General features: G+C 74.0%; 28 protein-coding genes. 8 read left to right on the forward strand and 20 right to left on the reverse strand.

The genetic code is table 11. From position 1 onward, the window contains the following. Positions 1–17: 17 nt before the first annotated feature. Entirely contained in the window at positions 18–584 is a 567-nt protein-coding gene (locus QUV83_RS12875) for a DJ-1/PfpI family protein (RefSeq protein ID WP_289565017.1), read from the reverse strand. A 158-nt stretch (positions 585–742) separates the two neighbouring features. Between QUV83_RS12875 and QUV83_RS12880 the strand changes: the two genes are divergently transcribed. Beyond that, complete coding sequence (locus tag QUV83_RS12880) at positions 743–1,480, forward strand: exonuclease domain-containing protein (protein WP_289565018.1); 738 nt, start codon at positions 743–745, stop codon at positions 1,478–1,480. 35 nt (positions 1,481–1,515) lie between these two features. Here QUV83_RS12880 and guaB read toward each other — a convergent pair whose 3' ends face one another. The 3 genes from guaB to QUV83_RS12895 form a co-directional block, all read right to left on the reverse strand. Then, positions 1,516–3,045 (reverse strand): IMP dehydrogenase, encoded by a 1,530-nt coding sequence (guaB, locus tag QUV83_RS12885; protein ID WP_289565020.1) that lies wholly within the window; start codon positions 3,043–3,045, stop codon positions 1,516–1,518. Positions 3,046–3,112: 67 nt separating this feature from the next. Further along, on the reverse strand, positions 3,113–3,766 hold the full coding sequence (locus QUV83_RS12890; protein WP_289565022.1) for a response regulator transcription factor: 654 nt from the start codon (positions 3,764–3,766) through the stop codon (positions 3,113–3,115). Positions 3,767–3,920: 154 nt separating this feature from the next. Beyond that, positions 3,921–4,904, reverse strand: a complete 984-nt coding sequence (locus tag QUV83_RS12895; protein WP_289565024.1) for a MerR family transcriptional regulator — start codon at positions 4,902–4,904, stop codon at positions 3,921–3,923. Positions 4,905–5,138: 234 nt separating this feature from the next. Here QUV83_RS12895 and QUV83_RS12900 point away from each other — a divergent pair, with 234 nt between their 5' ends. Continuing rightward, positions 5,139–5,429 carry a WhiB family transcriptional regulator gene (locus QUV83_RS12900; RefSeq protein ID WP_289565026.1) on the forward strand — a complete coding sequence of 97 codons (291 nt, stop codon included), beginning with the start codon at positions 5,139–5,141 and terminating at the stop codon, positions 5,427–5,429. A gap of 131 nt (positions 5,430–5,560) precedes the next feature. Here QUV83_RS12900 and groES read toward each other — a convergent pair whose 3' ends face one another. Then, positions 5,561–5,857, reverse strand: coding sequence for a co-chaperone GroES (gene groES, locus QUV83_RS12905; RefSeq protein WP_227570362.1), 297 nt, complete (start codon positions 5,855–5,857; stop codon positions 5,561–5,563). 243 nt (positions 5,858–6,100) lie between these two features. Here groES and QUV83_RS12910 point away from each other — a divergent pair, with 243 nt between their 5' ends. The 3 genes from QUV83_RS12910 to QUV83_RS12920 all read left to right on the forward strand — a co-directional run bounded on the left by QUV83_RS12910 (position 6,101) and on the right by QUV83_RS12920 (position 8,837). Next, complete coding sequence (locus QUV83_RS12910) at positions 6,101–7,288, forward strand: class I SAM-dependent methyltransferase (protein WP_289565029.1); 1,188 nt, start codon at positions 6,101–6,103, stop codon at positions 7,286–7,288. Beyond that, complete coding sequence (locus tag QUV83_RS12915; RefSeq protein WP_289565031.1) at positions 7,285–8,433, forward strand: glutamate--cysteine ligase; 1,149 nt, start codon at positions 7,285–7,287, stop codon at positions 8,431–8,433. The genes QUV83_RS12910 and QUV83_RS12915 overlap by 4 nt, the downstream gene beginning before the upstream one ends. 158 nt (positions 8,434–8,591) lie before the next feature. Next, positions 8,592–8,837: a hypothetical protein gene (locus QUV83_RS12920; protein ID WP_289565032.1), complete on the forward strand. Its 246-nt coding sequence runs from the start codon at positions 8,592–8,594 to the stop codon at positions 8,835–8,837. A gap of 9 nt (positions 8,838–8,846) precedes the next feature. Here QUV83_RS12920 and tsaD read toward each other — a convergent pair whose 3' ends face one another. Beyond that, positions 8,847–9,890 carry a tRNA (adenosine(37)-N6)-threonylcarbamoyltransferase complex transferase subunit TsaD gene (tsaD, locus tag QUV83_RS12925; protein WP_289565033.1) on the reverse strand — a complete coding sequence of 348 codons (1,044 nt, stop codon included), beginning with the start codon at positions 9,888–9,890 and terminating at the stop codon, positions 8,847–8,849. A gap of 153 nt (positions 9,891–10,043) precedes the next feature. On the opposite strand from tsaD, the gene QUV83_RS12930 reads away from it, so the two are divergent. Beyond that, positions 10,044–10,670, forward strand: a complete 627-nt coding sequence (locus tag QUV83_RS12930; RefSeq protein ID WP_289565034.1) for a malonic semialdehyde reductase — start codon at positions 10,044–10,046, stop codon at positions 10,668–10,670. Positions 10,671–10,753: 83 nt separating this feature from the next. On the opposite strand, the gene QUV83_RS12935 is transcribed toward QUV83_RS12930, so the two are convergent. Genes QUV83_RS12935 through QUV83_RS12960 form a run of 6 tightly spaced genes read right to left on the reverse strand, consistent with a single transcriptional unit; the run spans position 10,754 to position 16,276 of the window. Then, complete coding sequence (locus QUV83_RS12935; RefSeq protein ID WP_289565035.1) at positions 10,754–11,665, reverse strand: sulfurtransferase; 912 nt, start codon at positions 11,663–11,665, stop codon at positions 10,754–10,756. Between the two features lie 29 nt (positions 11,666–11,694). Next, the gene (gene rimI / locus QUV83_RS12940) at positions 11,695–12,156 is read right to left on the reverse strand and encodes a ribosomal protein S18-alanine N-acetyltransferase (RefSeq protein ID WP_289565037.1); all 462 of its coding nucleotides are present in this window, start codon (positions 12,154–12,156) and stop codon (positions 11,695–11,697) included. After that, positions 12,153–12,860 carry a tRNA (adenosine(37)-N6)-threonylcarbamoyltransferase complex dimerization subunit type 1 TsaB gene (gene tsaB / locus QUV83_RS12945; RefSeq protein ID WP_289565039.1) on the reverse strand — a complete coding sequence of 236 codons (708 nt, stop codon included), beginning with the start codon at positions 12,858–12,860 and terminating at the stop codon, positions 12,153–12,155. Before tsaB ends, rimI begins: the two co-directional genes overlap by 4 nt. A 46-nt stretch (positions 12,861–12,906) precedes the next feature. Beyond that, entirely contained in the window at positions 12,907–13,425 is a 519-nt protein-coding gene (tsaE, locus tag QUV83_RS12950) for a tRNA (adenosine(37)-N6)-threonylcarbamoyltransferase complex ATPase subunit type 1 TsaE (protein WP_289565041.1), read from the reverse strand. Beyond that, on the reverse strand, positions 13,422–14,618 hold the full coding sequence (gene alr, locus QUV83_RS12955) for an alanine racemase (RefSeq protein ID WP_289565043.1): 1,197 nt from the start codon (positions 14,616–14,618) through the stop codon (positions 13,422–13,424). The genes tsaE and alr overlap by 4 nt, the downstream gene beginning before the upstream one ends. A gap of 50 nt (positions 14,619–14,668) precedes the next feature. Next, a complete protein-coding gene (locus QUV83_RS12960) occupies positions 14,669–16,276 on the reverse strand; it encodes a bifunctional ADP-dependent NAD(P)H-hydrate dehydratase/NAD(P)H-hydrate epimerase (RefSeq protein ID WP_289565045.1) in 1,608 nt (535 codons plus the stop codon). Positions 16,277–16,338: 62 nt separating this feature from the next. On the opposite strand from QUV83_RS12960, the gene QUV83_RS12965 reads away from it, so the two are divergent. Next, positions 16,339–17,325: an LLM class F420-dependent oxidoreductase gene (locus QUV83_RS12965; protein ID WP_289565047.1), complete on the forward strand. Its 987-nt coding sequence runs from the start codon at positions 16,339–16,341 to the stop codon at positions 17,323–17,325. A 12-nt stretch (positions 17,326–17,337) separates the two neighbouring features. On the opposite strand, the gene QUV83_RS12970 is transcribed toward QUV83_RS12965, so the two are convergent. Together QUV83_RS12970 and glmS are read right to left on the reverse strand one after the other, a co-directional pair. Next, complete coding sequence (locus QUV83_RS12970) at positions 17,338–17,697, reverse strand: holo-ACP synthase (RefSeq protein WP_289565049.1); 360 nt, start codon at positions 17,695–17,697, stop codon at positions 17,338–17,340. A gap of 22 nt (positions 17,698–17,719) precedes the next feature. Further along, entirely contained in the window at positions 17,720–19,579 is a 1,860-nt protein-coding gene (gene glmS / locus QUV83_RS12975; protein ID WP_289565051.1) for a glutamine--fructose-6-phosphate transaminase (isomerizing), read from the reverse strand. Between the two features lie 55 nt (positions 19,580–19,634). On the opposite strand from glmS, the gene coaA reads away from it, so the two are divergent. Then, on the forward strand, positions 19,635–20,591 hold the full coding sequence (coaA, locus tag QUV83_RS12980; protein WP_289565052.1) for a type I pantothenate kinase: 957 nt from the start codon (positions 19,635–19,637) through the stop codon (positions 20,589–20,591). Positions 20,592–20,645: 54 nt separating this feature from the next. Here coaA and QUV83_RS12985 read toward each other — a convergent pair whose 3' ends face one another. The 6 genes from QUV83_RS12985 to glmM form a co-directional block, all read right to left on the reverse strand. Further along, positions 20,646–21,257, reverse strand: coding sequence for a hypothetical protein (locus tag QUV83_RS12985; protein ID WP_289565053.1), 612 nt, complete (start codon positions 21,255–21,257; stop codon positions 20,646–20,648). Positions 21,258–21,479: 222 nt separating this feature from the next. Then, positions 21,480–21,986 carry a YbaK/EbsC family protein gene (locus QUV83_RS12990; RefSeq protein ID WP_436231919.1) on the reverse strand — a complete coding sequence of 169 codons (507 nt, stop codon included), beginning with the start codon at positions 21,984–21,986 and terminating at the stop codon, positions 21,480–21,482. A 9-nt stretch (positions 21,987–21,995) separates the two neighbouring features. Next, the gene (locus QUV83_RS12995; RefSeq protein WP_289565055.1) at positions 21,996–22,712 is read right to left on the reverse strand and encodes a DedA family protein; all 717 of its coding nucleotides are present in this window, start codon (positions 22,710–22,712) and stop codon (positions 21,996–21,998) included. A 330-nt stretch (positions 22,713–23,042) separates the two neighbouring features. Further along, entirely contained in the window at positions 23,043–23,702 is a 660-nt protein-coding gene (locus QUV83_RS13000; RefSeq protein WP_289565057.1) for a DedA family protein, read from the reverse strand. 87 nt (positions 23,703–23,789) lie between these two features. Beyond that, the gene (locus QUV83_RS13005) at positions 23,790–24,461 is read right to left on the reverse strand and encodes a peptide deformylase (protein WP_289565059.1); all 672 of its coding nucleotides are present in this window, start codon (positions 24,459–24,461) and stop codon (positions 23,790–23,792) included. Then, positions 24,458–25,807, reverse strand: coding sequence for a phosphoglucosamine mutase (glmM, locus tag QUV83_RS13010; RefSeq protein ID WP_289565061.1), 1,350 nt, complete (start codon positions 25,805–25,807; stop codon positions 24,458–24,460). The genes QUV83_RS13005 and glmM overlap by 4 nt, the downstream gene beginning before the upstream one ends. Between the last annotated feature and the right edge of the window lie 95 nt (positions 25,808–25,902).

Here is a 25,902-nt window from a genome sequence, read left to right on the forward strand (position 1 = left end):
CCGGCGTGCCCACGCGGTCAGGTGCGCACAGCCCCCGCCACGACCTCGAGCAGCATCGCGCAGAAGGCGGGCAGGTCGTCCGGCCGGCGCGAGGTGACCAGCGGCCAGCCGCGCTCCTGCCACACGGACACCTCCGCGTCGACCCACGTGGCGCCCGCATTGCGCAGGTCGGTGGCCAGGCTCGGGTAGGACGTGAGCGTGGCGCCGTCCACGACGCCGGAGTCGATGAGCAGCCACGGGGCGTGGCAGATGGCCGCGACCGGCTTCCCCGCCTCGACGAACCCCCGCACGAGCTCCCGCGCGGCCGGGAGCATCCGCAGCCGGTCGGCGTTGACCGTGCCGCCGGGGATGACGAGCGCGTCGAACTCCGCCGCCACGACCGCGCCGAGCAGCCGGCTCACCGGATACGACGCGACCGGGTCGAGGTCGTTCGCGACGGTGGCCACGTCGCCGTCCTCGGGCGCCACGAGCTCCGCGGCGCCGCCCGCGTCGAGCACTGCGGTCCACGGCACGGTGAGCTCGGGGTCCTCGACCCCGGCCATGCTCGTGAGGAACGCGACCTTGGCTCCGGTCAGAGATGGCATCGGGACCTCCTGGGCGTGGGGAGGCTCCCACCCTCACACCGCGCGGACGGCCCCGCATCCCGGCTGCGCGCGCTCCGCGGACACGCCGTCCTGGGCCGGGCGGACGAGCGTGTGGGCGGCCGATGGCATGCTGGCCGCGCCACACGAGGAGGACGCACATGAGCTGGACCCAGGGACCGCTGCTCGGCTTCGACACCGAGACCACCGGCGTCGACGTCGACGCCGACCGCATCGTCACCGCGGCGCTGGTGCGCCGTGACGCCTCGGGCGTCCACGTCCAGACGTGGCTGATCGACCCCGGTGTGGAGATACCCGCCGGGGCCAGCGCGATCCACGGCATCACCACGGAGCAGGCGCGCGCCCACGGCGCGGACCCGGTCGTCGCCCTCGAGGAGATCGCGGACGCCATCGCCGAGGCGCTGCTCAGCGACATCCCGATCGTGGCCTACAACGCCAGCTTCGACCTGTGCCTGCTCGACGCGGAGCTCGAGCGCCACGGGCTGCCCACCCTGCCCCAGCGCACGGGGCGCGACACGATGCCGGTGATCGACCCGCTCGTGCTGGACCGCCACGAGGACCGCTACCGCAAGGGCAAGCGCAAGCTCGTGGACCTGTGCGGGCACTACGAGGTGGTGGACCCCGGAAGCCTGCACACCGCCGACGTCGACGTGCTGGCCACGCTCGACGTGCTCGACAAGATCGTGACCCGGTTCCCGCACCTCGCGGCGCTGGACCTGGCCGCGCTGCACGACTACCAGGCCGAGGCCCACCGGGTCTGGGCCGAGCACCTCACCGCGTGGCGGCAGGGCCGCGGGCTGACGGGCCCCGGCCCGGAGCCGCAGTGGCTCGCGCGCCGCCGTGAGGACGCCTCGACGGTCCCGCTGCCCGTCGGCTGACCGGCAGCGGGCCGGTCAGCCGATCGGTCAAGCGGTCAGCGGCTCGAGTAGTTCGGGGCCTCGGAGACCATCTGCACGTCGTGCGGGTGCGACTCCTTGAGCCCGGCCGGGGTGATCCGCACGAACTTGCCACGCTCCTGCAACTGCGGGATCGTCCGCGCGCCGACGTAGAACATCGACTGGTGCAGGCCGCCCACGAGCTGGTGCGCGACGGCCGCGAGCGGGCCGCGGTAGGGCACCTGGCCCTCGATGCCCTCGGTGATGATCTCGTCGTCCGACAGGTCGCCCTGGAAGTAGCGGTCCTTGGAGTACGAGCGGCGGTCGCCACGAGACTGCATGGCGCCGAGCGAGGCCATCCCGCGGTAGCGCTTGAACTGCTTGCCGTTGACGAAGACGAGGTCGCCGGGCGACTCGTCGCAGCCCGCGAGCAGCCCGCCGAGCATGACGCTGTCCGCGCCCGCGACGAGCGCCTTGGCGATGTCGCCCGAGTACTGCAGGCCGCCGTCCCCGATCACCGGGACGCCCGCGGGCTTGGCCGCCAGCGACGCCTCGTAGATCGCGGTCACCTGCGGCACGCCGACGCCCGCCACCACGCGCGTGGTGCAGATCGAGCCCGGGCCCACACCCACCTTGATCGCGTCGACGCCCGCGTCGACGAGCGCCTGCGCGCCCTCGCGGGTGGCGATGTTGCCGCCGATGATCTGCACGTCGCGCGTCGCGGGGTCCTTCTTGAGCCGGCGCACCATGTCGAGCATGAGTCGCGCGTGGCCGTTCGCCGTGTCGACCACGAGCACGTCGACGCCCGCCTCGACCAGCGCGATGACCCGCTCCCACGCGTCGCCGAAGAACCCGACGGCCGCGCCGACCACCAGGCGGCCCTCGCCGTCCTTGGTCGCCGACGGGTACTTCTCCGACTTCACGAAGTCCTTGACGGTGATGAGGCCCTGCAGCACGCCGGCGGCGTCCACCAGCGGGAGCTTCTCCACCTTGTGCTTGGCCAGCAGCCCGGCGGCGTCGTCGCGCGTGATGCCCACCGGCGCGGTGACCAGCGGCATCGACGTCATCGTGTCGCGCACCAGGCGGGTGCCGAACTCCTCCGGCGGCACGAAGCGCAGGTCGCGGTTCGTGATGATGCCGAGCAGCCGCTGCTGGTGGTCGACGACCGGCAGCCCGGAGACTCGGTACTTGCCGCACAGCTCGTCGAGCTGCGCCAGCGTCGCGTCGGGGCCGATGGTGACGGGGTCGGTGATCATCCCCGACTCGGAGCGCTTGACCAGGTCCACCTGGTGCGCCTGTGCCTCGATCGACAGGTTGCGGTGCAGCACGCCGATGCCGCCCTGGCGGGCCATCGCGATCGCCATGCGCGCCTCGGTGACGGTGTCCATCGCGGCCGAGACGAGCGGGAGCGCGATGGAGATCTCGCGCGTCAACCGGGTCGTCGTGTCGACCTCGCTGGGGATGACATCGGTCTCGCCGGGCAGCAGGAGGACGTCGTCATACGTCAGACCGATCCGCCCGAACGGGTCGGATGGGACAGGGGATCCAGGGGTTCCGAGGTCGGTCATCCGTCGATGATACGTCGCCGCGATGGGGCGACGAAGACCCCCTGGACAGAGCCCCGGGCGCGTCAGATCAGCGGATGAGGCCCCGGCGCAGCCCGATCGCGACGGCCTGCGCGCGGTCGGCGGCGCCGAGCTTGCGGAACAGCCGGCGGGCGTGCGTCTTGACGGTGTCCTCGGAGAGGAACAGCTCGGCGCCGATCTGGGCGTTCGAGCGGCCGTTGCTCATGCCGATGAGCACCTCGACCTCGCGCTTGGTCAGCGCGACCTCCTCGAGGCCGCCACGCTGCGTGGGCGCGTCCACGTGGTCGACGGTGGCCTCGGCGCGCATCGCGGTCGGGGCGCCGGCGGCGGCGACGGACGGGCTGGCCAGCACATGGGCGGCGACGGCCGACAGCTCCGCGCGGCCCACGTCGGGAGCGAGGAAGCCGCGGGCGCCCAACGAGATCGCCCGATCGAGCGCGACCTCGTCCCCGGGCACGGCGAGCATCACGATGGTGGCGGCCGGGGCGATGCTCCGCAGCCGGCGGATCGCCTCGACCGGGCCAGGCCCGGGCAGGTGGGCGTCGAGCAGCACCACTGTGGGCGGGATGCGCCGTGCGAGGGCGGTGAGCTCCTCGGCCGTCTCCGCGGACCGCACCGGGGCGAGTGACGGGACTCCGAGGGCAGTCAGCACCAGGCGCTCACGCACCACGGTCGAGCCGTGACAGACCACGACTCCAGCCATCGGACCCTCCCTTGCCGCCCGCGAGTCTCGCGCGCTGTCACCAGTCTTTATCGACGCGGCGTGGCGCAACGTTAGACCACCGTGCGGGTGAAAGGCCCCAGACGTCTACATGCGTTCCCTCCGCCCGGCTTGGGCGTTGAGCCAGGCTTGCGACTCAGGAGCTCACGGCGAGCACCTCGGCCAGCACTCCGGCGAAGGTGCGGGCCCGGTGCACGGATCGCCCGAGCGGGAGCGCGCGGGCTGCGGCGTCGTCGGCGAGGACGACGAACTGGGGCATGTCGGGCTGCGCGTCGGCGAGCGCGGCGACCACGGCGAGCTCGGGCTTGGCGAGCTCGCTGACCATCACCACCGCGGCCGGGCGGGTCATGGCGGCGATCTCGATGAGCCGATGCTGCTCGACCGGGCCCGCCACGATCCGGGCGTCCACGCCGTGCGCGGCGAGGGCGGCGCCCAGCACGTGCAGCACCAGCGGGCGCGGCTCGTCCGGGGCCGCCATGAGCAGCACGACGCGCCGGCCGGCGACGTGGGCCCGCGCGAGGGGCGCCGTGCGGTCGCGCAGGCCCGCGAGCACGGCCCCGACGACCAGCGCGTCGGCGTCCTCCCCCGGGCGGGCCAGCACCGTGCGCGCCACCAGCCCGGCGCGGGCCGGCTCGACGAGCCCGGTCCACCAGCGTTCGTAGCCGTCCTTCTCGGGCGGCGCGAGGAGCCGTCGGCAGGCGGCCTCGTCACCGCGCAGTGCGGCGTCGATGACCAGGGTCGGAGTCGCGCGCGAGCCGTCGAGGGCCCGGGCCTCGCCGCCCGCGGCACCGCCCACGGAGACGAGCCGCGGACGGGACGGCTCGGCCTCGTCGGCGCGGATGTCGGACTCGAGGGCCACCCGCGCCGCCTCGGAGGGCGCCACGCCGTCGAGCGTGAGGCCGCGCATCACGAGCAAGCGCGCCACGTCGTCGGCGGTGTACCGGCGGTGCGAGCCCGCGGAGTGCTCGGACGGGCCGAGCCCATACCTGCGGTCCCAGGTGCGCAACGTCGCGGGCGCCACGCCCAGTCGACGCGCCACGGCCGCGACGGTGAGGGCGGGGCCATCTCCGGCGGACGCCGCGATCGGCGTGGGCGCCGAGGGGGGTCCGTCGGTCGCCATGCCCCGATTGTGCACAGGGCGTGGCGCGGTTGCCAACGCGTGTCCAGATCGTTCGGCCGAACGACTGAACGACGGCTCCTGGATGAAGCGGTTGCGAACAGGGACTTGAACAACTTCTGGCGCGGTTGTAACGTCTCGATCCGTACGAAGTGACCAACTTGCTGACCGAACGTCACATGCGGTCGGGTCAGGCGCATCGCCGCCACTGGCCCGGCAACCCGTCGAGGAGGACCAATGGCCGAGATCTCGCGTTTGCCCGGACCCGTGATGGACCTGTGGGAGTGGCAGTTCGAAGGCTCCTGCCGCGACGCGGACGAGAACCTGTTCTTCCATCCGGAGGGCGAGCGCGGATCTGCGCGACGCCGCCGCGCCGAGGCCGCCAAGGCGATCTGCGCGACCTGCCCGGTGCTCCAGGAGTGCCGCGAGCAGTCCCTCGCCGTGCGCGAGCCGTACGGCGTCTGGGGCGGCCTGTCCGAGGACGAGCGCGCCGCGATCCTGGCCCGCCCCTCGCGCAAGGCCATCTGACCGCGCCACCCGATCGCCACCCGGCCGCGAGGCCGACCGCACGGCCGTCTCCCTCAGACACGACGAAGCCCCTCCCGGCCAGGCCGGGAGGGGCTTCGTCGTGTCTCAGGTCAGCTCAGCCGACCCGGGGCTCACTTCTCGACGATCGCGAGGATGTCGCGCGCGGAGAGGATGAGGTACTCCTCGCCCGCGTACTTGACCTCGGTGCCGCCGTACTTGCTGTAGATGACCTTGTCGCCGACTGCGACATCGAGCGGCACACGGTTGCCGTTGTCGTCGATGCGGCCGGGGCCGACAGCGAGGACCTCGCCCTCCTGCGGCTTTTCCTTGGCGCTGTCCGGAATGACCAGACCCGAGGCGGTCGTCTGCTCTGCCTCGAGCGTCTTGACGACGATCCGGTCCTCGAGAGGCTTGATGGAGACCGACACTGCGGACCTCCCCTTCACTTGTGAGTTCTTCAGTGATGTCGGACGCCGCTGCGCAGACCCACCGCCGTCGCGGGTGTCGGAGAGTCAGCCTCTGCGGTAGACGCCGCCCAGGGGGCGTCGCCACGGTTCACTCTAGGAACCGGTTAGCACTCGGTCAAGGCGAGTGCCAATCTTGCCTCCCCGAGCAACCAGGGTCGCGACATGCGCCCGACGCCCACGGCGCACCGTGAAAGGATCGACGACATGGATGCCGCCGGTCTCACCAAGCTCCTCAGCCCGACCGGCTGGGCGTTGCTCAGCGCACTCCCACCGTACGACGAGCGGCGCACGATGGCGCTGTCAGAGCGGCTGCGCCGCGAGGGGCTCGACCCCGAGCTCATCGCCGCGGCGCTGACCCAGTCCCGGCTCCGCGCCAAGGCCCACGCCAAGTTCGGCGACTTCGCCGAGGGCATGCTCTTCACCCCCGCCGGCCTGGAGCAGGCCACCCGGCTCACCGTCGCCGCCCACCACGCGCGCCGCTACACCGCGGCCGGGGTGTCCACAGTGGCCGACCTGACCTGCGGCATCGGCGCGGACTCGATGGCCTTCGCCGGAGTCGGCCTCAACGTCCTGGCCGTCGACCTGGACGAGGTCAGCGCGTCCGTGGCCACAGTGAACCTGCGCCACTTCCCCGAGGCGGAGGTGCGGCACGGCGACGGGCTGGCCGTGGACCTCGAGGCCGAGGGGGTCGACGGGGTCTACGCCGACCCGGCCCGGCGCACGTCCTCCGGCAGCCGGGTGTTCGACCCCGCGGCCTACGAGCCCCCGCTCGACGCCGTGCTCGGGCTGCGCGCCCGGATCCCCGCCCTCGGCCTCAAACTCGGCCCGGGGGTGCCGCACTCCGCCTTGCCGAACGACGCCGAGGCGCAGTGGGTCTCCGTCGACGGCGACGTCGTCGAGCTCGGGTTGTGGTTCGGGCCACTCGCCCCCGACGGCCCCGGCCGCAGCGCGCTCGTGCTGCGGCCCGACGGCGCCCACGTGCTGCGCAGCGGCGTCGACGGCCCTGCCGCCCCGCCCGTCGGGCCCGTGGGCGGGTACCTCTACGAGCCCGACGGCGCCGTGATCCGGGCCGGGCTCGTCGCCGAGGTCGCCACAGCGGTGCAGGGCCGGCTGGTGGACCGCACCATCGCCTACGTCACCTCCGACGTGCTGCGCCCGACCCCGACGGCGACGGCCTACCGCGTGCTCGACACCCTGCCGTTCGGCCTCAAGCGGCTGCGCACCTACCTGCGCGAGCGCGACGTCGGCCGCCTGACCATCAAGAAGCGCGGCACCGCCGTGGTCCCCGAGCAGCTCCGCGCCCAGCTCTCGCTGCGCGGCTCCGCGGAGTCCACGATCGTCCTGACACGGGTGGACGGACGTCAGCAGGTGCTCGTCGTGGAGCCGGTGTGAGGGCGCGCGTCGAGCTGCCGTTCGCGCGCTCGGCACGGTCCAGCCTCGGCGTCGAGTGGGAGCTCGCGCTCGTCGACCAGGACTCCGGGGACCTGCGGCAGGTCGCCCAGACGGTGCTCGACGCGGTGCGCCCCGACCACGGCGGCGACCACCCGGCGATCCGCCAAGAGCTGCTGCTCAACACCGTCGAGGTGGTCTCGGGGGTGTGCGGGTCCGTCGGGCAGGCCACCGCCGACCTCGCGAACGCCATCACGGAGGTGCGCGGCGTCACCGACCCGCTGCGGGTCGAGCTGATGGGCGGCGGGGCCCACCCCTTCGCGCGCTGGGCCCAGCAGAAGGTCACCGACAAGCAGCGCTACGCGACGCTCATCGACCGCACCCAGTGGTGGGGCCGGCAGATGGTCATCTACGGGCTGCACGTGCACGTCGGCATCGAGGACCGCGCCAAGGTGCTGCCCATCGCGCGGGCCATGCTCACCTACTTCGCGCACCTGCAGTCGTTGTCGGCCGCGTCGCCGTTCTGGGGCGGGCGCGACACCGGCTACGCCTCGAACCGGGCGCTGATGTTCCAGCAGCTCCCCACCGCCGGGCTGCCGTTCCCGTTCGAGCACTGGGAGGAGCTCGAGGGGTACGTCGGCGACATGCTGCACACCGGGGTCATCGACCAGTTCGACGAGGTCCGCTGGGATGTGCGCCCCTCGCCGCGGTTCGGCACGCTCGAGACGCGCATCTGCGACAGCCCGTCCAACCCCCTCGAGGTCGCCGCGCTCACCGCCCTGACGCACTGCCTGGTTGAGCACTTCTCGACGATGCTCGACCGCGGCGAGGAGCTGCCCGCCATCCCCGCGTGGTTCGCGCAGGAGAACAAGTGGCGCTCGGCCCGGTACGGCATGGACGCGATCATCATCGTGAACGCCGCGGGCGACGAGGAGCTCGTCACCGACGCGGTGCGCGGCCTGCTGGTCGAGCTCGCGCCGGTCGCGGAACGTCTCGGGTGCTCCGCCGAGCTCGACGCCGTGCACGTGATCCTGCGCCGCGGGGCCTCCTACCAGCGGCAACGCGCAGCAGCCCGGCGGCATGGCGGCGAGCTCGACGCCGTGGTCACGAGCCTGATCGCGGAGATGCGCGCCGGCCGCCCCCTGTGACGTAGCCCTCCGCCGATCGGGCGACCACAAGATGCGAAACGCACTGCCAGCGCGGGCGGCCGGACGCTAGGCTCGCCGCAGCCACACCCGTCGATGCCGACACCCGCTCAGGCAGTGTTCTCGCACCGCGCCGAGCGACCTGAGCGCTGGAGCCCCGCATGAGCCGTCCGACCGACCGCACCGACCGCACTGCCCGTCGTGGCCGCGCGGCGCTCGTGGGCACGTGGGCGCTCGTCGGATTCGGCTGGCTCGCCGTGGCCGGCGCCGCGGCCGGCCGCCTCAGCGGCGGCGAGGACTTCGCCCTCCCCGAGTGGGTCGGCGACTCGCTCCCCGAGTCCCTGACCGGTCAGATCCTCGGAGCGGCCCTCGCGGTCATGCGGTTCACGGTGCGCATGCTCGCCTGAGGCGAGCGTCTAGAGCAGCACCTGCGTGAGGGGCATCGACGAGTCGACCGGCAGGTCCAGCGGCGACGGCGGGAGCCCGCGGCGGACCACGGCGGCCCCCAGCGCGGCGATCATCGCGCCGTTGTCGGTGCAGTAGCGGATCGGCGGGATCCGCAGGTCGATCCCCGCGGCGGCGCAGCGGGCGGCCGCCATCTCCCGGAGCTGCGAGTTCGCGGAGAACCCGCCCCCGATGACCAGCGTCGACACGTCGTGCCGCTGGCATGCGGCGATGGTCTTGGCGGTGAGCACATCAGCGACGGCGGCGGCGAACGACGCCGCGACATCCGCCAGCGGGATCTCCTGGCCGGCGTCCTGGCGGGCCTCGACCCAGCGCGCGACGGCCGTCTTCAGGCCTGAGAAGGAGAAGTCGTAGGCGTGCGCGGCCTGGTCCTTGGGGGCCGTGAGCCCGCGCGGGAAGCGGATCGCCTCGGGGTCGCCCTCCCGTGCCAGGCGGTCGATGTGCGGGCCGCCGGGGTAGGGCAGGCCGAGCAGCCGCCCGACCTTGTCGAAGGCCTCCCCCGCGGCGTCGTCGAGCGTCGAGCCCAACTCGGTGATGCCGGTGACGATGTCGTCCACCAGCAGCAGGCTCGAGTGGCCGCCCGAGACGACCAGCGCCATGACCCGGTCCGGGAACGGGCCGTCGACGAGCTCGTCGACGGCGGCGTGCCCGATGACGTGGTTGACGCCGTAGAGCGGCTTGCCGAGGCCCACGGCGAGGGCCTTGGCGGCTGAGGCTCCGACGGTGAGCGGGCCGACGAGCCCGGGGCCGGCGGTCACGGCGATCGCGTCGATGTCGCCGAGCTCCACGCCGGCGCCGTCGAGGGCCCGGCGCAGCGTGGGCGCCATGGCCTCGAGGTGGGCGCGTGAGGCGATCTCGGGGATGATGCCGCCGAACCGGGCGTGCTCGTCCATCGAGCTCGCCACCGAGTCGATCAGCAGCTCATGCCCGCGGACGAGTGCCACACCGGTCTCGTCGCAGGAGGTCTCGATCCCGAGGACGAGGGGCTCACTCATGGGGATCAGGATAGGCGCGCCAGCCGGGCCGCTCGCGCACCCGCCCGGCGAGGGGCCCAGCGGCCTGCGGCGACGCCGCCCCGGCGGCTCGGATGTGGCACGCGTCATACCTTCCAACTGGAAGGTATTGACAGCGCGCCAGGTTCACGAGACGTGACTCTTGAGACCCTGACGCACCCCACCGACCACCTCGCCGTGCCCGGCGACATCGCCGACCTGCTGTTCCGCACCGCGCGCTCCGTCGGGCAGTTCACCGACGAGGAGGTCACCGACGAGCAGCTCGCCGCGGTCTACGACCTGGTCAAGTGGGGCCCCACCGCCATGAACACCGTGCCGCTGCGCATGCTCGTGGTCCGCGGGCGCGCCGCCCGCGAGCGCCTGGCCGCGCACATGGCCGAGGGGAACCGCCAGCGCGTCCTCGACGCCCCCGTCACGCTCGTGCTCGCCGCCGACCCCGCGTTCCACCAGCACCTGCCGGTGCTCGCCCCGCACCTGCCCGGCATGGCCGAGACCCTCGAGCCCGCCGCCGAGCAGCGTGCCCAGATGGCCCGCACCAACGCCCTCCTGCAGGTCGGATACCTCATCGTCGGCCTGCGCGCCGCCGGCCTCGACGCCGGCCCGATGGGCGGCATGGACGCCGCCGGGATCGACGCCGAGTTCTTCGCCGACAACGGCTGGCAGTCGCTGCTCGTCGTCAACGTCGGCCACGCCGACGGCGCCGGGACGCCGCACCCCCGCGCCGCGCGCCTGACCTACGAGCAGGCGTGCCAGACGCTCTGACGGCATGAGCGCCGAGGCGGTGGGCAGTCCGGGTCGCGCACCCGGACGGCCCACCGCCTCGCCCGTCTCATCCGGTCGCGGGCTCAGCCGCCCGCGACCACGTCGCCGTCACCCGTCGCGACCGGCCGATCGGGGTCGGACGACCACTGCGACCAGGACCCGGGGTACAGCGCCGCGTCGACGCCGACGGCGGCCAACGCCGCCACCTGGTGCGCCGCCGTCACCCCCGAGCCGCAGTACACCCCCACAGGAGCCCCCGCGAGGGCCCCGAGCCCCGCGAAGCGCTCGGCCAGCACGCCCGTGGGCAGGAACCGGCCCGCCGCGTCGAGGTTCTGCGAGGTCGGCGCGGAGACCGCGCCCGGGATATGCCCGGCGCGCGGGTCCACCGGCTCCACCTCGCCCCGGAACCGCTCGGCAGCCCGCGCGTCGAGCAGCAGGCCGTCCCGTGCGAGCCGCGCGGCCTCATCCGGCCCGATCGTCGCCAGGGCCCCGGTCTCGAGCACCACGTCACCGGGCCGCGCGACCACCTCGCCGACGTCCAGGCGCCCGCCAGCGGCCCGCCACGCGTCCAGCCCACCGTCCAGCAACCGCACGTCGGCCACCCCCGCCCAGCGCAGCAGCCACCACGCCCGGGCCGCCGACATGCCGCCCACCGCGTCGTAGACCACCACGGGCACCCCGCTGCGGACCCCCCACCGGCGGGCGGCGGCCTGCAGCGCGGCCACGTCGGGCAGCGGGTGGCGGCCCTCCTGCGGGCTCGCGACGGAGGACAGCTCGCCGTCCAGGTCGACGTAGACGGCGCCGGGCAGGTGCCCGGCCAGGTACTGCTCATGGCCGTCCGCGCGGCCCATCTGCCAGCGCACGTCGAGCACCACGGGGGTGATCGGGCCCGTTCCCGCGGGCTGGCCCAGCACGTCGAGCAGCTCCTGGGCGTCGACCAGCACGTCGGCCCGGTCCGGCTCCGCCGCCCGGCGATCGATCGTCTCGGAACCCATCGTCACTCCCTCAGCTCGCGCCAGCGGCGTCATCGCAGCGGCAGGCTCATCGTCCACGCGTCCACGTTCTCTGGCTGGTAGTACCCGCGGCGGTGGCCCATGCGACGGAAGCCGGCCCGCTCGTACAACCGCAGCGCGGGGTCGTTGTCGACCCGCACCTCGAGCAGGACGTTCCCGGCGCCCAGTTCTCGGGCGTGCGCCACCAGCGCGTCCAGCATCACCGTACCCACGCCAGCCCCCTGGTGGGCGACGTCGGTGCCGATGGTCATGACCTGGGCGTCGAAGCCGTCGAACCACAGCCCCGCGTAGCCGACCAACTCGCCGGTGGCCACGTCCTCGGCGCCGATGTACCACCGGCCCGGCCCCTGCAGCTCCTCGGCGAGGGACGCGCTGGACCAGGCGCCCGGCCCGAACAGCTCCTGCTCCATCCGCCCCAGCTCGGGCAGGTCGTCGCCGCCCAGGAGCCGGATGCGCACGGACGCCGTCGTCACGCCGAGGCGCGCTTCCGCTCGGCGGGCGGGACCACGTCGGGCCGGCGCAGGTACAGCGGCTCGGTGGGGAGGCTCTGCGCGCCCGCCGCCAGCCGGGCCAGGGCGAGCCGTGCCAGGTCCGCGGGGTCGGGGTGGGCGGGGGCGCCGGGCGTCGCGGCGAGGTGCTCGGGGTAGAGCGCGGCCCCGGCGCCGACGGCGATCACGCCCTGGCCGATCGACGCCGCCACGGCCTGCGCGCTGTCGACCACGGGACCGGCGACCAACTCGACGAGCGGGCCGCCCTCGGCGCCGGGCACGGGCTCGAGCACGCGGTACCGGGCGGCGTAGACCTCGCGGCGCCGCGCGTCCGCGGCCGCCAGCAGCTCGACGCCGGGCGCGAGGCCCAGCTCGCGGGCGGCGCCGACCGCGAGCGCGTCCAGGCTGCTCACCCCGTGCACGGGGATGCCGAGCGCGAGCGCGAGGGTCCGCGCGGTGACCAGCCCGACGCGCAGGCCGGTGAACGGCGCCGGCCCGGTGCCGACCACGACGGCCGTCAGATCGCGGCGGTCGAGGCCCGCGTCGGCCAGCACGTCGACGATCATCGGGGCCAGGAGCTCGGCGTGGCGCCGCTGCTCGGGCGTGGCACGGGCCGCGAGCGTGCGGCCCACGTCGTCGGTCACGGAGACGGCTACTGCGGCAGAGGTGTCGAGGGCGATGACAGGCACGGGACCAGCGTGCCACCTCTGCCCGCCAGGACGGGAACCGCCGAGGTCAGGAGGGCAGCTCGACGCCCGCCCAGCGCTCCCCCACGGCCGTGACGGTGGCCACGCGGACCCCTGTGGCGGCGTCGTCCAGGTCCAGCGGGAGCTCCCCGCCACGCGGACGGCGCAGCGCCACCTCCAGGCGGTCGGCGGCGAGGCCCTCGACCAGGCCCTCGCCCCACTCGACCACCGTGACGGACTCGTCGAGGCTCGCGTCGAGGTCCAGCGCGTCGACCTCCTCGAGAGACCCGAGCCGGTAGGCGTCGACGTGCACCAGCGCCGGCCCGGGCGCCTCCGCATCGGGCAGCGGCGGGTGCACCCGGGCGATGACGAAGGTGGGCGACGCCACCTGGCCCCGCACCCCCAGCCCGGCCCCGATGCCCTGCGTCAGCGTCGTCTTGCCCGCGCCCAAGTCCCCGGTGAGGACCACCAAGTCGCCCGCGCGCAGCAGCCGCGCCAGGGCATGGCCGAAGGCGCGCGTCGCCTCGGCGTCGGGCAGCTCGAGCTGGACCTGCTGCACCACCGTCATCGTGCGGCTCCTTCCGCCTGTGGCTCCGCCACAGCCTCGTCACGCTCCGAGTCGACGTGGACGCGGGGCACGCGCCCACCCACCCGGGTCACGATCTCGTAGCTGATCGTCTCCGCGACGTCAGCCCAATCCTGGGCCGTGGGACCGCCCGCGGCCCCCGTGCCGAACAACTCGACCCTGTCCCCCGCCCGGTCCGGGGCGCCCGGGCCGAGGTCGACGACGACCTGGTCCATGCACACCCGCCCGGCCACGGACAGCCGGCGGCCGCCCACCAGCAACGGCCCGCCCGGCCGGTCCGCCGCGCCGGAGGCATGCCGGGGCACCCCGTCCGCGTACCCGAGCGGCACCACGCCCAGCGTCGTCGTCCCCGGCGTCACGTACGCGTGCGCGTAGGAGACGCCCTGCCCGGCGGGCACCTCCTTGACTGTCACAAGCTCGGCCTCCAGCGTCATCGCCGGGGTCAGCCCGAAGTCGGCCGGGCCGCCGAGCTGCGGGACCGGCGACAGCCCGTAGACGGCGATGCCGGGGCGCACCAGGTCGTAATGCAGTTCAGGGGAGGTCAGCGTGGCCGCCGAGTTGGCCAGGTGGCGCACCTCCAGCCGGGCGCCGCGGCCCTCGACCAGCGCGAGCGCCTCGGCGAAGACGACAGCCTGGGCGCGCACCGCCGGGTGGTCGGGCTCGTCGGCGAAGGCCAGGTGCGACCACAGGCCCACCACCTGCACGGCGCCCTCGGCCTCTGCGCGCAGCGCGGCGTCGAGCACGTCGGGGAGCTGGGCGGGGGTGAGCCCGTTGCGGCCCAGCCCCGTGTCGACCTTGAGGTGCACGCGCGCGGGCCGGCCCACGGCGCGCGCCGCGGCGACGACCTCGTCCAGGGCCCAGGGCGCGGCGACCGAGAGGTCCACATCCGCCGCCACCGCCTGGCCCAGCGGGGCCCCCGGCGCGTACAGCCAGGTCAGCAGGCGCGTCGTGACCCCGTGGGCGCGCAGCTCCAGCGCCTCGCCGAGTTGGGCCACCCCCAGCCAGGTCGCGCCCGCGTCGACGGCGGCTTGGGCGACGGGCAGCAGGCCATGGCCATAGGCGTCGGCCTTCACCACGGCCAGCACCTGCGCCGTCGGGGCGTGCGAGGCCAGCGACCGCACATTGGCGCGGATGGCGGCGAGGTCGATGACGGCACGAGCGGGGAAGGAGCTCACCGGCCCAGTCTCCCACCGCGGCCTCTATGCGCGGCACGCGCGCCGGCTCCTCAGGCGCGCAGCAGCTCCGCGACCGTCCCGGGGATCGCCTCGGCCACCGCCGTCGCCGACACCGGCCCGCCCGGGTTGGCCCGGTGCGCCGCGAGCCCATGCACCAGGGCGGCCGCGGCGCCCAGCGCCGCCACCAGCGACGGGTCGGCCAGCACGTCCGCGGACCGGCCGGCCAGCATCGCGCCCAACAGCCCGGCGAGCACATCCCCGGCGCCCGCCGTCGCGAGCCACGCGGGGGCATCCGCCTGCGAGTACACGGCGCCGCCCGCACCCACCACCAGCGTCGTCGGGCCCTTGAGCAGCACCGTCGCCGCCGTGAGCTCATGCGCGCGGCGGGCCCAGCGCAGCGGCTCGGCCTCCACCTGCGCGCGGTCCACATCCTCGCCCTGCGCGCTCAGCAGCGCGGCCAGCTCGCCCGCATGCGGGGTCAGCACCACCCACGGCGCCAGCCGGTCCGGCACGAGGCTCAGCGCGCCCGCGTCGACCACCGCCGGCTGCTCCTGGGCGAGCACCGCGGCGAGCGCGGCGTGCACCCGCTCCGCCTGGGCGCTGTCGCCGGGGTCGATGCCCGGCCCCAGAGTCCACGCCTGCACCCGCCCGTCGCCCGCGACCACCTCGGGGCACGTGGACAGCACTGTGGCGCTGACCCCCGGCGAGCCCTGGTAGCGCACCATGCCCACTCCGGCGCGGATCGCGGCGCAGACCGTCAGCACCGCGGCGCCCGGGTAGGCCGGGGTCCCGGCGACGACGCCGAGCACGCCCCGGGAGTACTTGTGCGCGTCCGGCGCGGGCGTCGGCCACAACGTCGCGATGTCGGCGGGCTCCAGGCGCGCGACAGCCGGGCGCACCCCGGACAGGTCCAGCCCGATGTCCACCACGTCGACCTGGCCCGCGTGCAGGCTGCTCGGCGGCAGCAGCAGGCCGGCCTTCGCCGCCCCGAAGGTCACCGTGAGGTCGGCGGGGAGCACCGGCCCCCGGAGGTCGCCGCGCTCGGCCCGCTCGGCCCGTTCGGCCCGGTCCGCGGGCTCCACGCGGGGGATCACGCCGCTGTCCACGTCGATGCCGCTCGGGGTGTCCACCGCGACGACCAGCGGCGCGACGACCTGCCCGCCCGCCCGCTCGTCCGCCAGCAACTCGCGCAGCAGCGTGAGCACGTCGGCGGCCGGACCGCGCACCGCCCCGGACGCGCCGATGCCGAGCACCCCGTCGAGGATGACGTCCGCGGCGCACGCCGTCGCGACGGCCTCCCCCGCCCACACCGGCTCACCCGTCGCCTGGTCGCCGCCCGCCACCCGCAGCACGCGGCCGCGGGCCGCCCGGAACGCCGCCAGGCCGCCCTCGTGCGCGCGCTCGGAGGTCAGCAGCGCCGTGACCGCCACCCCCCGCCGGGCCAGCAGGGCTCCGGCGTGCAGCGCGTCGCCCCCGTTCGAGCCGGCGCCCGCGATCACCACCACCGCCGCGCCCCGGACTTGGCCGCGCTGCTCGCGCAGCAGCCCCAGGACGCGGGTGGCGAGCGCATACGCCGCGCGGTCCATGAGCGGGAGCCCGGCGGCCAACAGCGGCTCCTCGGCGGCGCGGATGTCAGCGGAGGTGTAAGCGAGGATCACCCGACCATCATGTCGGCCTGGCGCGTGCCGGTCGCGCCAGGTTCACCCGTTAGGTTCACTCCATGCGATTCGGACTCTTCATCCCCCAGGGCTGGCGCCAGGACCTGACAGCCATCGACTCCCGGGAGCACTGGGCCGTGATGCACGGATTGGCGCAGCACGCCGACGACGGCGACGCCTGGGAGTCCGTCTGGGTCTACGACCACTTCCACGCGGTGCCGGAGCCCAACGGCGAGGCGACCCACGAGGCGTGGAGCCTCATCTCCGCGTTCGCCGCGAGCACCCAGCGGGTCCGGCTCGGCCAGATGTGCACGTGCATGTCGTACCGGAACCCCGCCTACCTGGCGAAGGTCGCCGCGACGGCCGACATCATCTCCGGCGGCCGCGTCGAGATGGGCATCGGCGCCGGCTGGTACGAGCACGAGTGGCGCGCCTACGGCTACGGGTTCCCGCGCGCCGGGGAGCGGATCGCCGCCCTGGAGGAGGGCGTGGAGATCTTCCAGCAGCTCTGGTCGAAGGGCGTCGCGACGCTGGACGGCGCGCACTACCAGGTGGACGGCGCGCAGCTCTCGCCGCTCCCGCTGCAGGCCGGCGGCCCGCCGCTGTGGATCGCGGGCGGCGGGGAGAAGAAGACCCTGCGGATCGCCGCGCAGCACGCCGCCTACACGAACTTCGACGGGACCCCCGAGGGCTTCGCGCACAAGTCCGCGGTGCTCGCCGAGCACTGCGCGGCGCTGGGCCGCGACTTCTCCGCGATCACCCGCTCCGCCAACTACAACGTGGTCATCGGCGCGACGCAGGCGGACGTGGACGACCGGCTCGCCTGGATCCACGACCACTACGCGCGCACCGTCCCCGCCAAGGCCGACGAGGTCCTGGAGCAGTTCCGCACCGGGCCGCTGGTCGGCACCCCGGAGCAGATCGTCGACAAGCTCCGAGAGCTCGAGGCGCTCGGGATGGCCTACGCGATCACGTACTTCGCCGAGGCGGCCTACGACCGCTCCGGCATCGAGCTGTTCGAGCGCGAGGTCGTGCCGGCCCTGCGCTGACCGGTCGACCGCTCAGCCGAGGTCGCCCTCCGCGACCACCATCGCGGAGGCGATCCCGGCGTCGTGCGAGATCGACAGGTGGAACCGGGACACCCCGAGCTCCTGGGCGCGCGCCGCGACGGTGCCCCGCACCTCCACCTCCGGCGGCCCGCCGACGATCCGGCGCACTGTCGCGTCATGCCAGCGCATCCCCCCGGGCGCCCCGAGCGCCTTGGCGATGGCCTCCTTGGCGGCGAACCGCGCGGCAAGGGAGCTCGCCGGCAGGTCCCGCTCCTCGTCGGTGAACAGCCGCGCGCGCAGCCCGGGGGCGCGCTCCAGCGTCGCCATGAACCGGGCCACGTCGACGACGTCGATGCCGACGCCGACGATCATGCCGCGACCCTCACGCCGGCGATCACTCGACGGTGACGGACTTCGCGAGGTTGCGCGGCTGGTCCACGTCCAGCCCGCGGGCCGTGGCCAGCTCACAGGCGAAGATCTGCAGCGGCACGACCGTCAGCAGCGGCGCGAGCAGCGTCGGCGACTGCGGCACGAAGAACACCTCGTCGGCGAACGGCAGCACCGCGTCGTCGCCGTCCTCCGCGATCACCAGGGTGCGCGCGCCACGGGCCCGGATCTCCTGGATGTTCGAGACGACCTTCGAGTGCAGCGAGTCCCGGCCACGCGGCGAGGGCACCACCACGAACACCGGCTGCCCCTCCTCGACAAGGGCGATCGGGCCATGCTTCAACTCGCCGGCGGCGAAGCCCTCGGCGTGGATGTAGGCGAGCTCCTTGAGCTTGAGGGCGCCCTCCAGCGCCACCGGGAACCCGACGTGCCGGCCCAGGAACAGCACCGAGGACGCGTCGGCCATCGAGCGCGCGGTCTCGCGCACGTGGTCCGCGCGGTCCAGCACCTGCTGGATCTTGTCGGGCATCTCGCGCAGGTCGTCGAGGATCTCCGCGATCTCGTCGGCGAACTTGTTGCCGCGCAACTGGGCCAGGTACAGGCCCAGCAGGTAGGCCGCGGTGATCTGCGACAGGAACGCCTTGGTCGACGCGACGGCGATCTCCGGGCCGGCGTGGGTGTAGAGCACGGCATCGGACTCGCGCGGGATCGTCGACCCGTGCGTGTTGACGATGGCGAGCACCTTCGCCCCCTGCTCGCGCGCGTGCCGCACCGCCATCAGGGTGTCCATCGTCTCGCCGGACTGCGAGACCGCGACGACCAGCGTCTTGGAGTTCACGACGGGGTCGCGGTAGCGGAACTCGTGCGCGAGCTCCACCTCCACCGGTATGCGGCACCAGTGCTCGATGGCGTACTTGGCGACGTGGCCCGCGTAGGCGGCCGTCCCGCAGGCGATCACGACGATCTTGTCGACTGAGCGCAGCACCGACTCGTCGATCCGCAGGTCGTCCAGCACCAGGCGCCCGTTGATGTCCGTGCGGCCCAGCAGCGTGTCCGCGACCGCGTGCGGCTGGTCGTGGATCTCCTTGTCCATGAACGAGCGGAACCCGTTCTTCTCCGCGGCGGCCGCGTCCCAGTCGACGGTGAAGCGGCGCGGCTCGACGGGGTTCCCGTCGAAGTCGACGACCTCGACAGTGGTGGGCGTGATCGTCACGACCTGGTCCTGGCCGAGCTCGAGGGCCTCCTTGGTGTGCGCGATGAACGCGGCCACGTCGGAGCCCAGGAAGTTCTCCCCCTCGCCGAGGCCCACGACCAACGGCGAGTCGTGGCGCGCGCCGACGACGGTGTCGGGCTCGCCCGAGTGCACCGCGAGCAGCGTGAAGGTGCCGTGCAGGCGGCGGACCACCGACAGCATCGCCGCCGTCAGGTCGCCGAGCTCCTTGTGCGCGTCGTGCAGCAGGTGCGCCACGACCTCGGTGTCCGTCTCCGACTGGAACTCGGCGCCGTCGGCGAGGAGCGCGGCCTTGAGCTGCACGAAGTTCTCGATGATGCCGTTGTGGATGACCGCGAGCTCGCCCACCACGTGCGGGTGCGCGTTGCCGTCGGTGGGGCCGCCGTGCGTGGCCCAGCGCGTGTGGCCGATCGCGGCGGTGCCGGCGGGGAGCGGCGACGCGTCGAGGGCCTCGACGAGGTTCGCGAGCTTGCCCGACTTCTTCGCCACCGACGTCAAGGCGTCCTCGGTGCCGGTGATCGCGATGCCCGCCGAGTCATAACCGCGGTACTCCAGTCGCCGCAGACCTTCGAGGACCACCTCGAGGGGGCGCCCATTGGGATTCTGGCTGCCGACGTATCCGACGATTCCGCACATGCGCGCAAGTCTACGGTGGCGCCAGCCGTGCCCGGTGATCGTGCAGAATCGGTGCGTGCCATTGAGCCACGAGCCTGTGCCGTCGACGCCCTACGTCGATCTCGACCGCGACGCGTGGGCGAAGCTGTCCGAGTCGACCCCACTACCGCTCACCGATGCCGACGTCGAGCGCCTCGCCGGCCTGGGCGACCCGATCGACCTCGCCGAGGTCGACGCCGTCTACCGCCCGGTGTCGCGGCTGCTCGACCTGTACGTGGGCGCCACGCGCGGCCTGCACGAGGCGTCGAGCACCTTCCTGCGCGAGGACACCGGCAGCACCCCGTTCGTCATCGGCGTCGCGGGGTCGGTGGCGGTCGGCAAGTCCACCACCGCGCGCCTGCTGCGCGAGCTCATGGCGCGATGGCCTGCGACCCCGCGCGTCGAGCTCCTCACCACCGACGGCTTCCTCTACCCGAACGCGGAGCTCGAGCGTCGCGGGCTGATGGACCGCAAAGGCTTCCCCGAGTCGTACGACCGTCGTGCGCTGGTCCGCTTCGTGTCCAAGGTCAAGGCGGGACGCCCCGAGGTCCGGGCGCCCGTGTACGACCACCTCACGTACGACATCGTGCCGGGCGCCGAGGTCGTGGTCCGCCGCCCCGATGTGCTGATCGTCGAGGGCTTGAACGTGCTGCAGCCCGCCCGCCCGACGTCCGAGGGCACCTCGAACCTGGCGGTGAGCGACTTCTTCGACTTCTCGATCTACGTCGACGCCCGCACCGCCGATGTGCGGCAGTGGTACGTCGACCGCTTCCTGTCGCTGCGGGCCACCGCGTTCTCGCGTCCCGAGTCCTACTTCCACCGCTACGCCTCGCTCAGCGACGCCGAGGCGGTGGCCACCGCCGAGCGGCTGTGGGACACGATCAACGCCCCGAACCTGGTGCAGAACATCCTGCCGACCCGCAGCCGGGCGACCCTGGTGCTGCGCAAGGGCAAAGACCACGCCGTCGAGCGCGTCCGGCTGCGCAAGCTCTGATCCGGCGAGGCTCCGCGGCGCCCTCCGGGGCGCCTCGAGGCTCAGGGAGGGCGCTCAGGGCCCGATCAGCAGCGCCGGGTCCACACCGTCGGGCTGGCCCGCCACCGGCCGCGCATGCGCCAGCCGGACCGGGTAGTGCGTGACCTCCACCTCGGCCAGCGTGCCGATCGCCTCCGCGACATCGCCCTGGACCGCGCCGCACACGTCCACCGGCAGGGCCACCCGGATGGCCTTGCCCATCGCGTCCATCAGCCACAACTCCCACGCCGGCCCGGCGTCCGACGGGCAGGCTCCCCGCTCGTCGACCCGGGCGGACGGCCGCGTGAGCGCAGCCACCAGCCGGTTGAGGTCTCCTTCGAGGCGTCTGACGGTCACGGCGTCCCACACCCCGGCGACATCGGTGAGCGTCTCGCCCGCGAGGCACTGCAGCACCGCTGACGGGGTGAAGCCCTCGGGCACGGAGCCCGCGTCGGGCACGTCCGGGTGGGACATCGCCGTCGCCGTCGAGTCGAGGGACAGCCCGAGGCTCTGCACGATCTGGGGCGCGAGGCAGTCGGCGCCCACTGCGGCCTCGGCGGGCTCGGGCAGGGCTCCCGACGACGAGCCGCAGGCGCCCAGCACCAGCGCCGACGCCATGGCTGCCGCCACGATCTTGCCCGCTCGCATGTCCCGCCCCCGTCGTCCGCCCTGACTGCAGAACCGCCCCGCTCATGACGAGCGGGGACGGCCGCAGGGGACGACGACGGTGTGGTCCCAGTTCCGAGGTTAGGCAGCCCGCACGCCCTGGGCGCCGGTCGAGACCAGATCGTTAGCCTCGGCCGTCGATTGTTGCCAGGGCGTGACCCGCAGTCGCCGCGCAGCGGGACGGGGCGTCCGGAAAGTCGCGGGTCAGCGCCCGACGACGGCGGGAGTCCCGCCGGTGATCCGCAGCAGCTCCGCGTAACTCGTCGGGAAGACCGCGTGCGGTGTGCCCGCCGCCGCCCACACCACCTCGAAGGCGCCCAGCGCGACATCGACGAGGGTGCGCAACGGCGCGGGATGCCCCACCGGGCCGACCCCGCCGATGGGCTGCCCGGTGGCGGCCCGGACCGCGTCCGCGTCGGCGCGCTCGAGCCGGCCGCCCAGCAGCTCCTCCACGAGCGCGGGCTCGACGCGGTGGGCGCCCGACGTCACCACCAGCAGCGGCGCCCCGTCATGCACGAAGACCAGCGAGCTGGCGATGGCGCCGACCTCGACGCCGAGCGCCTGGGCGGCGTCGACCGCCGTGCGCGCCGAGTCCGCGAGCTGCCGCACCTGCCCATGCGCCCCGAGGGCCGTCAGGGTGCGGCGCATGTGCTCCGCGTTGCGGTGCAGGCGCTCGGGCGAGGATGGGACGGCACGTGACATGTCGGGCATGCCCCCACCTTACGGATGCGGTCGCCGCACCACGGCCGGCACGACGTCGGTATCGGCAACGGTGTCGGTGTCAGTGCTGGCTCCACTGCCGGCGTCAGGCTGCGCCTGTCCGGTCCGGGCCAGCACCATGGGCTGGGCCGAGGGCCGCAGCCAGCGCCGGAGCATGCGGTCGATGAGCAGGCCCACGACGGCGCCGACCCCCACCCCCACCACGACCGCCACCACCGGGTGGTGATGCAGCCACGCCCCGGCGCCCACGCCGATCGCCACGCCGTACACGGCCCAGGTGACGCAGGCCAGGGCGGACAGCGCCATGAACCGCCGATGCGGGTAGCCCAGCGCCCCAGCGCTCATGTTGACGGCCACCCGCCCGATCGGGATGTACCGCGCGGCGAGGATGAACGAGGACCCGCGGTGCGCGAGCGCGTGCTCGGCCCACGCCAGGGCCTTGGCCCCCTGCGCGCCGCGGAACAGCCGGAGCCGGTGGACGTCCACCCGGCTGCCGATGAGATACGCGATCTGGTCGCCGCTGAAGGCGCCAGTCGCCGCCACGAGTGCCAGGAGCCAGAGGTTCGGCGCGCCCTCGTGCATGGAGATCGCCGCGAGGCCGATCACGACGGACTCGCTCGGCACCGGCGGGAAGAACCCGTCGATCGCGGCGAAGGCGAGCACCCCCGGGTAGACCCATCCCGAGCCTGCGAGTGCGAGGATCCACTCCTCCAGCACGTGTCATCAGCTCCAGACGGTCGGCTGCCAGGCAGCATGAGGTGCGCGGTCGAGCTCGACGACGCACATGGGGCCGGGCCAGCAGGCGTGCGCCCGCGAGGGCCCCGCTGACGACACTACGAAGCGGACCGTGCGGAGCGACATCGGTTATCCCCCCGAGTGACCCCTGATCCCCGCGCGCTGCCCCCTGACGATGATGTCGCGCGGCGGTGGGCGCAGTCGTCCGTCGTGCGGATGAGATACCGGTGAGAGACACCCCCCGCTGGGCGGACAACGGCATCCGCCCCCTGGTCCTCCCGGCGGGCGACCCTGGCCGTGGGCGCCCCCGGCTCAGGGCCCAGAGCGGCCCTCGCCCGCGGCGGGGTCCTCGCCCTCCCCCGGCGGGTCGAGCTGCACGGCCTCCATGGACGCGGGCATGAGGCGGCGCAGCAGCCAGTCGAGGAACAGGCCCAGGAGCAGGCCGATGACGACCCCCACCACCACCGCCACCACGGGATGGTCGCCCAGCCACCGCCCGGCCCCGATGCCGATCAGCGTGGCGTACACCGCCCAGGCGACCCCGGCCAGCGCCGTGAGCCCCACGAACCGCCGTCGCGGGTAGCCCAGCGCGCCCGCGGTCATGTTCACGGCCACCCGGCCGACGGGGATGTAGCGAGCCGCCAGGATGAACGCGGCGCCGCGCCGCGACAGCGCCTGCTCAGCCCAGTCCAGCGAGCGCTTGCCCCGCCCGGTCCGGAACAGCCGCACCCGGTGCACGTCGAGCTTCGAGCCGAGCGCGTAGGCGATCTGGTCGCCGGTGAACGCGCCCACGGCGGCGACCGTCGCCATCAGGTAGACGTTGGGCTCCCCGCCCGAGGCCCACAACGCCGCCAGGGCGATCACGGCGGACTCGCTGGGGATCGGCGGGAAGAACCCGTCGATGGTCACGAAGGCGTACAGCGCGACGTACACCCAGGCAGACCCCACCAAGTGGACGAGCCAGTCCTCCACGCCCCATCAGCCCCCGCTGTCGTGCCCGGAGCGGCGACCCGGACCCTGGTCCCACAGTAGGTGGACGCGCTGGCCGAGCGCAGGCTGTCAGGCCGTCGGGGGCGCCTCGAGGTCGAACCGGAGGGCTCGGGACGCGGCCACGGGGTGCGGCTCGGCAGCCCAGCTCCCGCCCAACTCGTCCGTCGCGGCGAGTGAGCGCAGTTCTGCGCGGTCCAGGTACAGCGTGCCGCCCAGGTGGTCCGTCTCATGCTGCACGATGCGCGCCGGCCACCCCGAGACGACCTCGTCGAGCGTCCGGCCCGTCTCGTCGGCGCCGGTCAGGTGGATCTGCCGGGGCCGCGCGACGACCGCCTGGTAGCCCTCGACGCTGAGGCAGCCCTCGTAGAACGCGACGCGCTGCTCCCCGACGGGCGTGTACCGGGGGTTGACCAGCACCCGGAACTCCACAGCGGGGCGCTCTCGCGCGATCCGCATCTCGTCGTCGATGGCGCCCGGGTCCTCCACGACGGCCAGCGCGAGCGGCAGCCCGATCTGCGGCGCCGCGAGCCCGACCCCGGGCGCAGCCCGCATGGTCCGGTGCATCAGCGCGATCAGCGCCTCCAGCTCCGCGGAGTCGAACTGCCCGTCGTAGGGCTCCGCGACCATGCGCAGCACCGGGTGCCCGGCCTGCACGATGGGGACGATGCCGGACGGGTGCTCCTGGGCGGCCGCGAGCAGCCGCTGCGTGTGCGCGCGGAGCACCTCGCCCGGGATGGTCACAGCGCGAGCCGTTCCCGGACCACGTCGGCGAGCCGTCCGGCGATGCGCTCGGCGTCGGCCTGGCTCGCGGCCTCGACCATGACCCGCACCAGCGGCTCGGTGCCCGAGGGGCGCAGCAGCACGCGGCCCGTCTCGCCCAGCTCCTCCTGTGCGGAGAGCACGGCGGCGGCGAGCGCCTCGTCGCTGTCGGCGCGTGCGCGGTCGACCCCAGGCACGTTCACCAGGGTCTGCGGCAGTCGCTGGACGACTCCGGCGAGCTGCTCGAGCTTCTGCCCGGTGCTCGCCACGCGCCCGGCGAGCTGCAGCGCGGTGAGCACGCCGTCGCCCGTCGTGGCGTGCGCGGAGAGGATCACATGGCCGGACTGCTCGCCGCCCAGCGAGTAGCCGCCTGCGCGCATGGCCTCGAGCACGTACCGGTCGCCCACCGACGTCTCGAGCAGGTTGATGCCCTGCGCGGTCATCGCCAGCTTGAGGCCGAGGTTGCTCATCACGGTGGCCACGAGCGTGTCGTGGGCCAGCACGCCGCGGTCGCGCATCGCCAGCGCGAGCACGCCCATGATCTGGTCGCCGTCGACCAGCACGCCGGAGTGGTCCACCGCGAGGCAGCGGTCGGCGTCCCCGTCGAAGGCCACACCGAGGTCGGCGCCGGCGGCGATCACCGCGGCCTGCAGCTGCTCGGGGTGCGTGGACCCGCACTGCTCGTTGATGTTGCGGCCGTCGGGCGAGGCGTTGATCACCACGACGTCGGCGCCGGCGGCGCGCAGGGCGGCCGGGCCGACCTCGCTCGCCGCGCCGTTGGCGCAGTCCACAGCGATCCGCAGCCCGGCGAGGCTGACGTCGAGGGTGCTGACCAGGTGCTCCACATACGTGTCGCCAGCGGCGCCGGTGTCGGTGCGGATACGTCCGACGTCGGCGCCCACGGGCCGGTCCCAGGGCTCGCGCAGGCGCTGCTCGATGGCGAGCTCGAGCTCGTCGTCGAGCTTGAGGCCGCCGCGCGCCAGGAACTTGATGCCGTTGTCCGGCATGGGGTTGTGCGAGGCCGACAGCACCACGCCCAGGTCGACGTCGAGCGTCGCCGTCAGGTGGGCGACGGCCGGGGTGGGCAGCACGCCGACGTCGATCACGTCGACGCCCGCGCTCGCGAGCCCGGCGGCGACAGCCGCGCTGAGGAACTCGCCCGAGGCCCGGGGGTCGCGGCCGACCACGGCACGGGCGCGATGCCCGGCGAAGGCGCCCTGGGCGCCGAGCACATGGGCGGCGGCGACTGCGAGGTCGAGCGCGACCTCAGCCGTCACTTCGCGGTTGGCGAGCCCGCGGACTCCGTCGGTGCCGAACAGTCGGCCCATCAGCAGACCCCTTCATCGTTCACGGGCGGGACGGCGACCGTCCCGCTGGGCAGACGCCGATGGCCCCGAAGGTCCTGAAGAAGACCGTCGGGGCC

Origin of the sequence: Cellulomonas cellasea, from assembly GCF_030372105.1 — a bacterium.
GTDB classification, from domain to species: domain Bacteria; phylum Actinomycetota; class Actinomycetes; order Actinomycetales; family Cellulomonadaceae; genus Cellulomonas_A; species Cellulomonas_A cellasea_A.

What these genes read in the sequence shown, in the direction of transcription:
- QUV83_RS12900 (WP_289565026.1), top strand. Translation starts at nt 5,139, where the DNA reads ATGGCCGAGATCTCGCGTTTGCCCGGACCCGTGATGGACCTGTGGGAG.
- QUV83_RS12985 (WP_289565053.1), bottom strand. Translation starts at nt 21,257, where the DNA reads ATGCGAGCGGGCAAGATCGTGGCGGCAGCCATGGCGTCGGCGCTGGTG.
- QUV83_RS12920 (WP_289565032.1), top strand. Translation starts at nt 8,592, where the DNA reads ATGAGCCGTCCGACCGACCGCACCGACCGCACTGCCCGTCGTGGCCGC.
- QUV83_RS12935 (WP_289565035.1), bottom strand. Translation starts at nt 11,665, where the DNA reads ATGGGTTCCGAGACGATCGATCGCCGGGCGGCGGAGCCGGACCGGGCC.
- QUV83_RS12895 (WP_289565024.1), bottom strand. Translation starts at nt 4,904, where the DNA reads ATGGCGACCGACGGACCCCCCTCGGCGCCCACGCCGATCGCGGCGTCC.
- QUV83_RS12990 (WP_436231919.1), bottom strand. Translation starts at nt 21,986, where the DNA reads ATGCCCGACATGTCACGTGCCGTCCCATCCTCGCCCGAGCGCCTGCAC.
- tsaD (WP_289565033.1), bottom strand. Translation starts at nt 9,890, where the DNA reads ATGAGTGAGCCCCTCGTCCTCGGGATCGAGACCTCCTGCGACGAGACC.
- QUV83_RS12875 (WP_289565017.1), bottom strand. Translation starts at nt 584, where the DNA reads ATGCCATCTCTGACCGGAGCCAAGGTCGCGTTCCTCACGAGCATGGCC.
- guaB (WP_289565020.1), bottom strand. Translation starts at nt 3,045, where the DNA reads ATGACCGACCTCGGAACCCCTGGATCCCCTGTCCCATCCGACCCGTTC.
- QUV83_RS12890 (WP_289565022.1), bottom strand. Translation starts at nt 3,766, where the DNA reads ATGGCTGGAGTCGTGGTCTGTCACGGCTCGACCGTGGTGCGTGAGCGC.
- QUV83_RS12910 (WP_289565029.1), top strand. Translation starts at nt 6,101, where the DNA reads ATGGATGCCGCCGGTCTCACCAAGCTCCTCAGCCCGACCGGCTGGGCG.
- glmS (WP_289565051.1), bottom strand. Translation starts at nt 19,579, where the DNA reads ATGTGCGGAATCGTCGGATACGTCGGCAGCCAGAATCCCAATGGGCGC.
- glmM (WP_289565061.1), bottom strand. Translation starts at nt 25,807, where the DNA reads ATGGGCCGACTGTTCGGCACCGACGGAGTCCGCGGGCTCGCCAACCGC.
- tsaE (WP_289565041.1), bottom strand. Translation starts at nt 13,425, where the DNA reads ATGACGGTGGTGCAGCAGGTCCAGCTCGAGCTGCCCGACGCCGAGGCG.
- QUV83_RS12970 (WP_289565049.1), bottom strand. Translation starts at nt 17,697, where the DNA reads ATGATCGTCGGCGTCGGCATCGACGTCGTCGACGTGGCCCGGTTCATG.
- QUV83_RS12965 (WP_289565047.1), top strand. Translation starts at nt 16,339, where the DNA reads ATGCGATTCGGACTCTTCATCCCCCAGGGCTGGCGCCAGGACCTGACA.
- QUV83_RS12880 (WP_289565018.1), top strand. Translation starts at nt 743, where the DNA reads ATGAGCTGGACCCAGGGACCGCTGCTCGGCTTCGACACCGAGACCACC.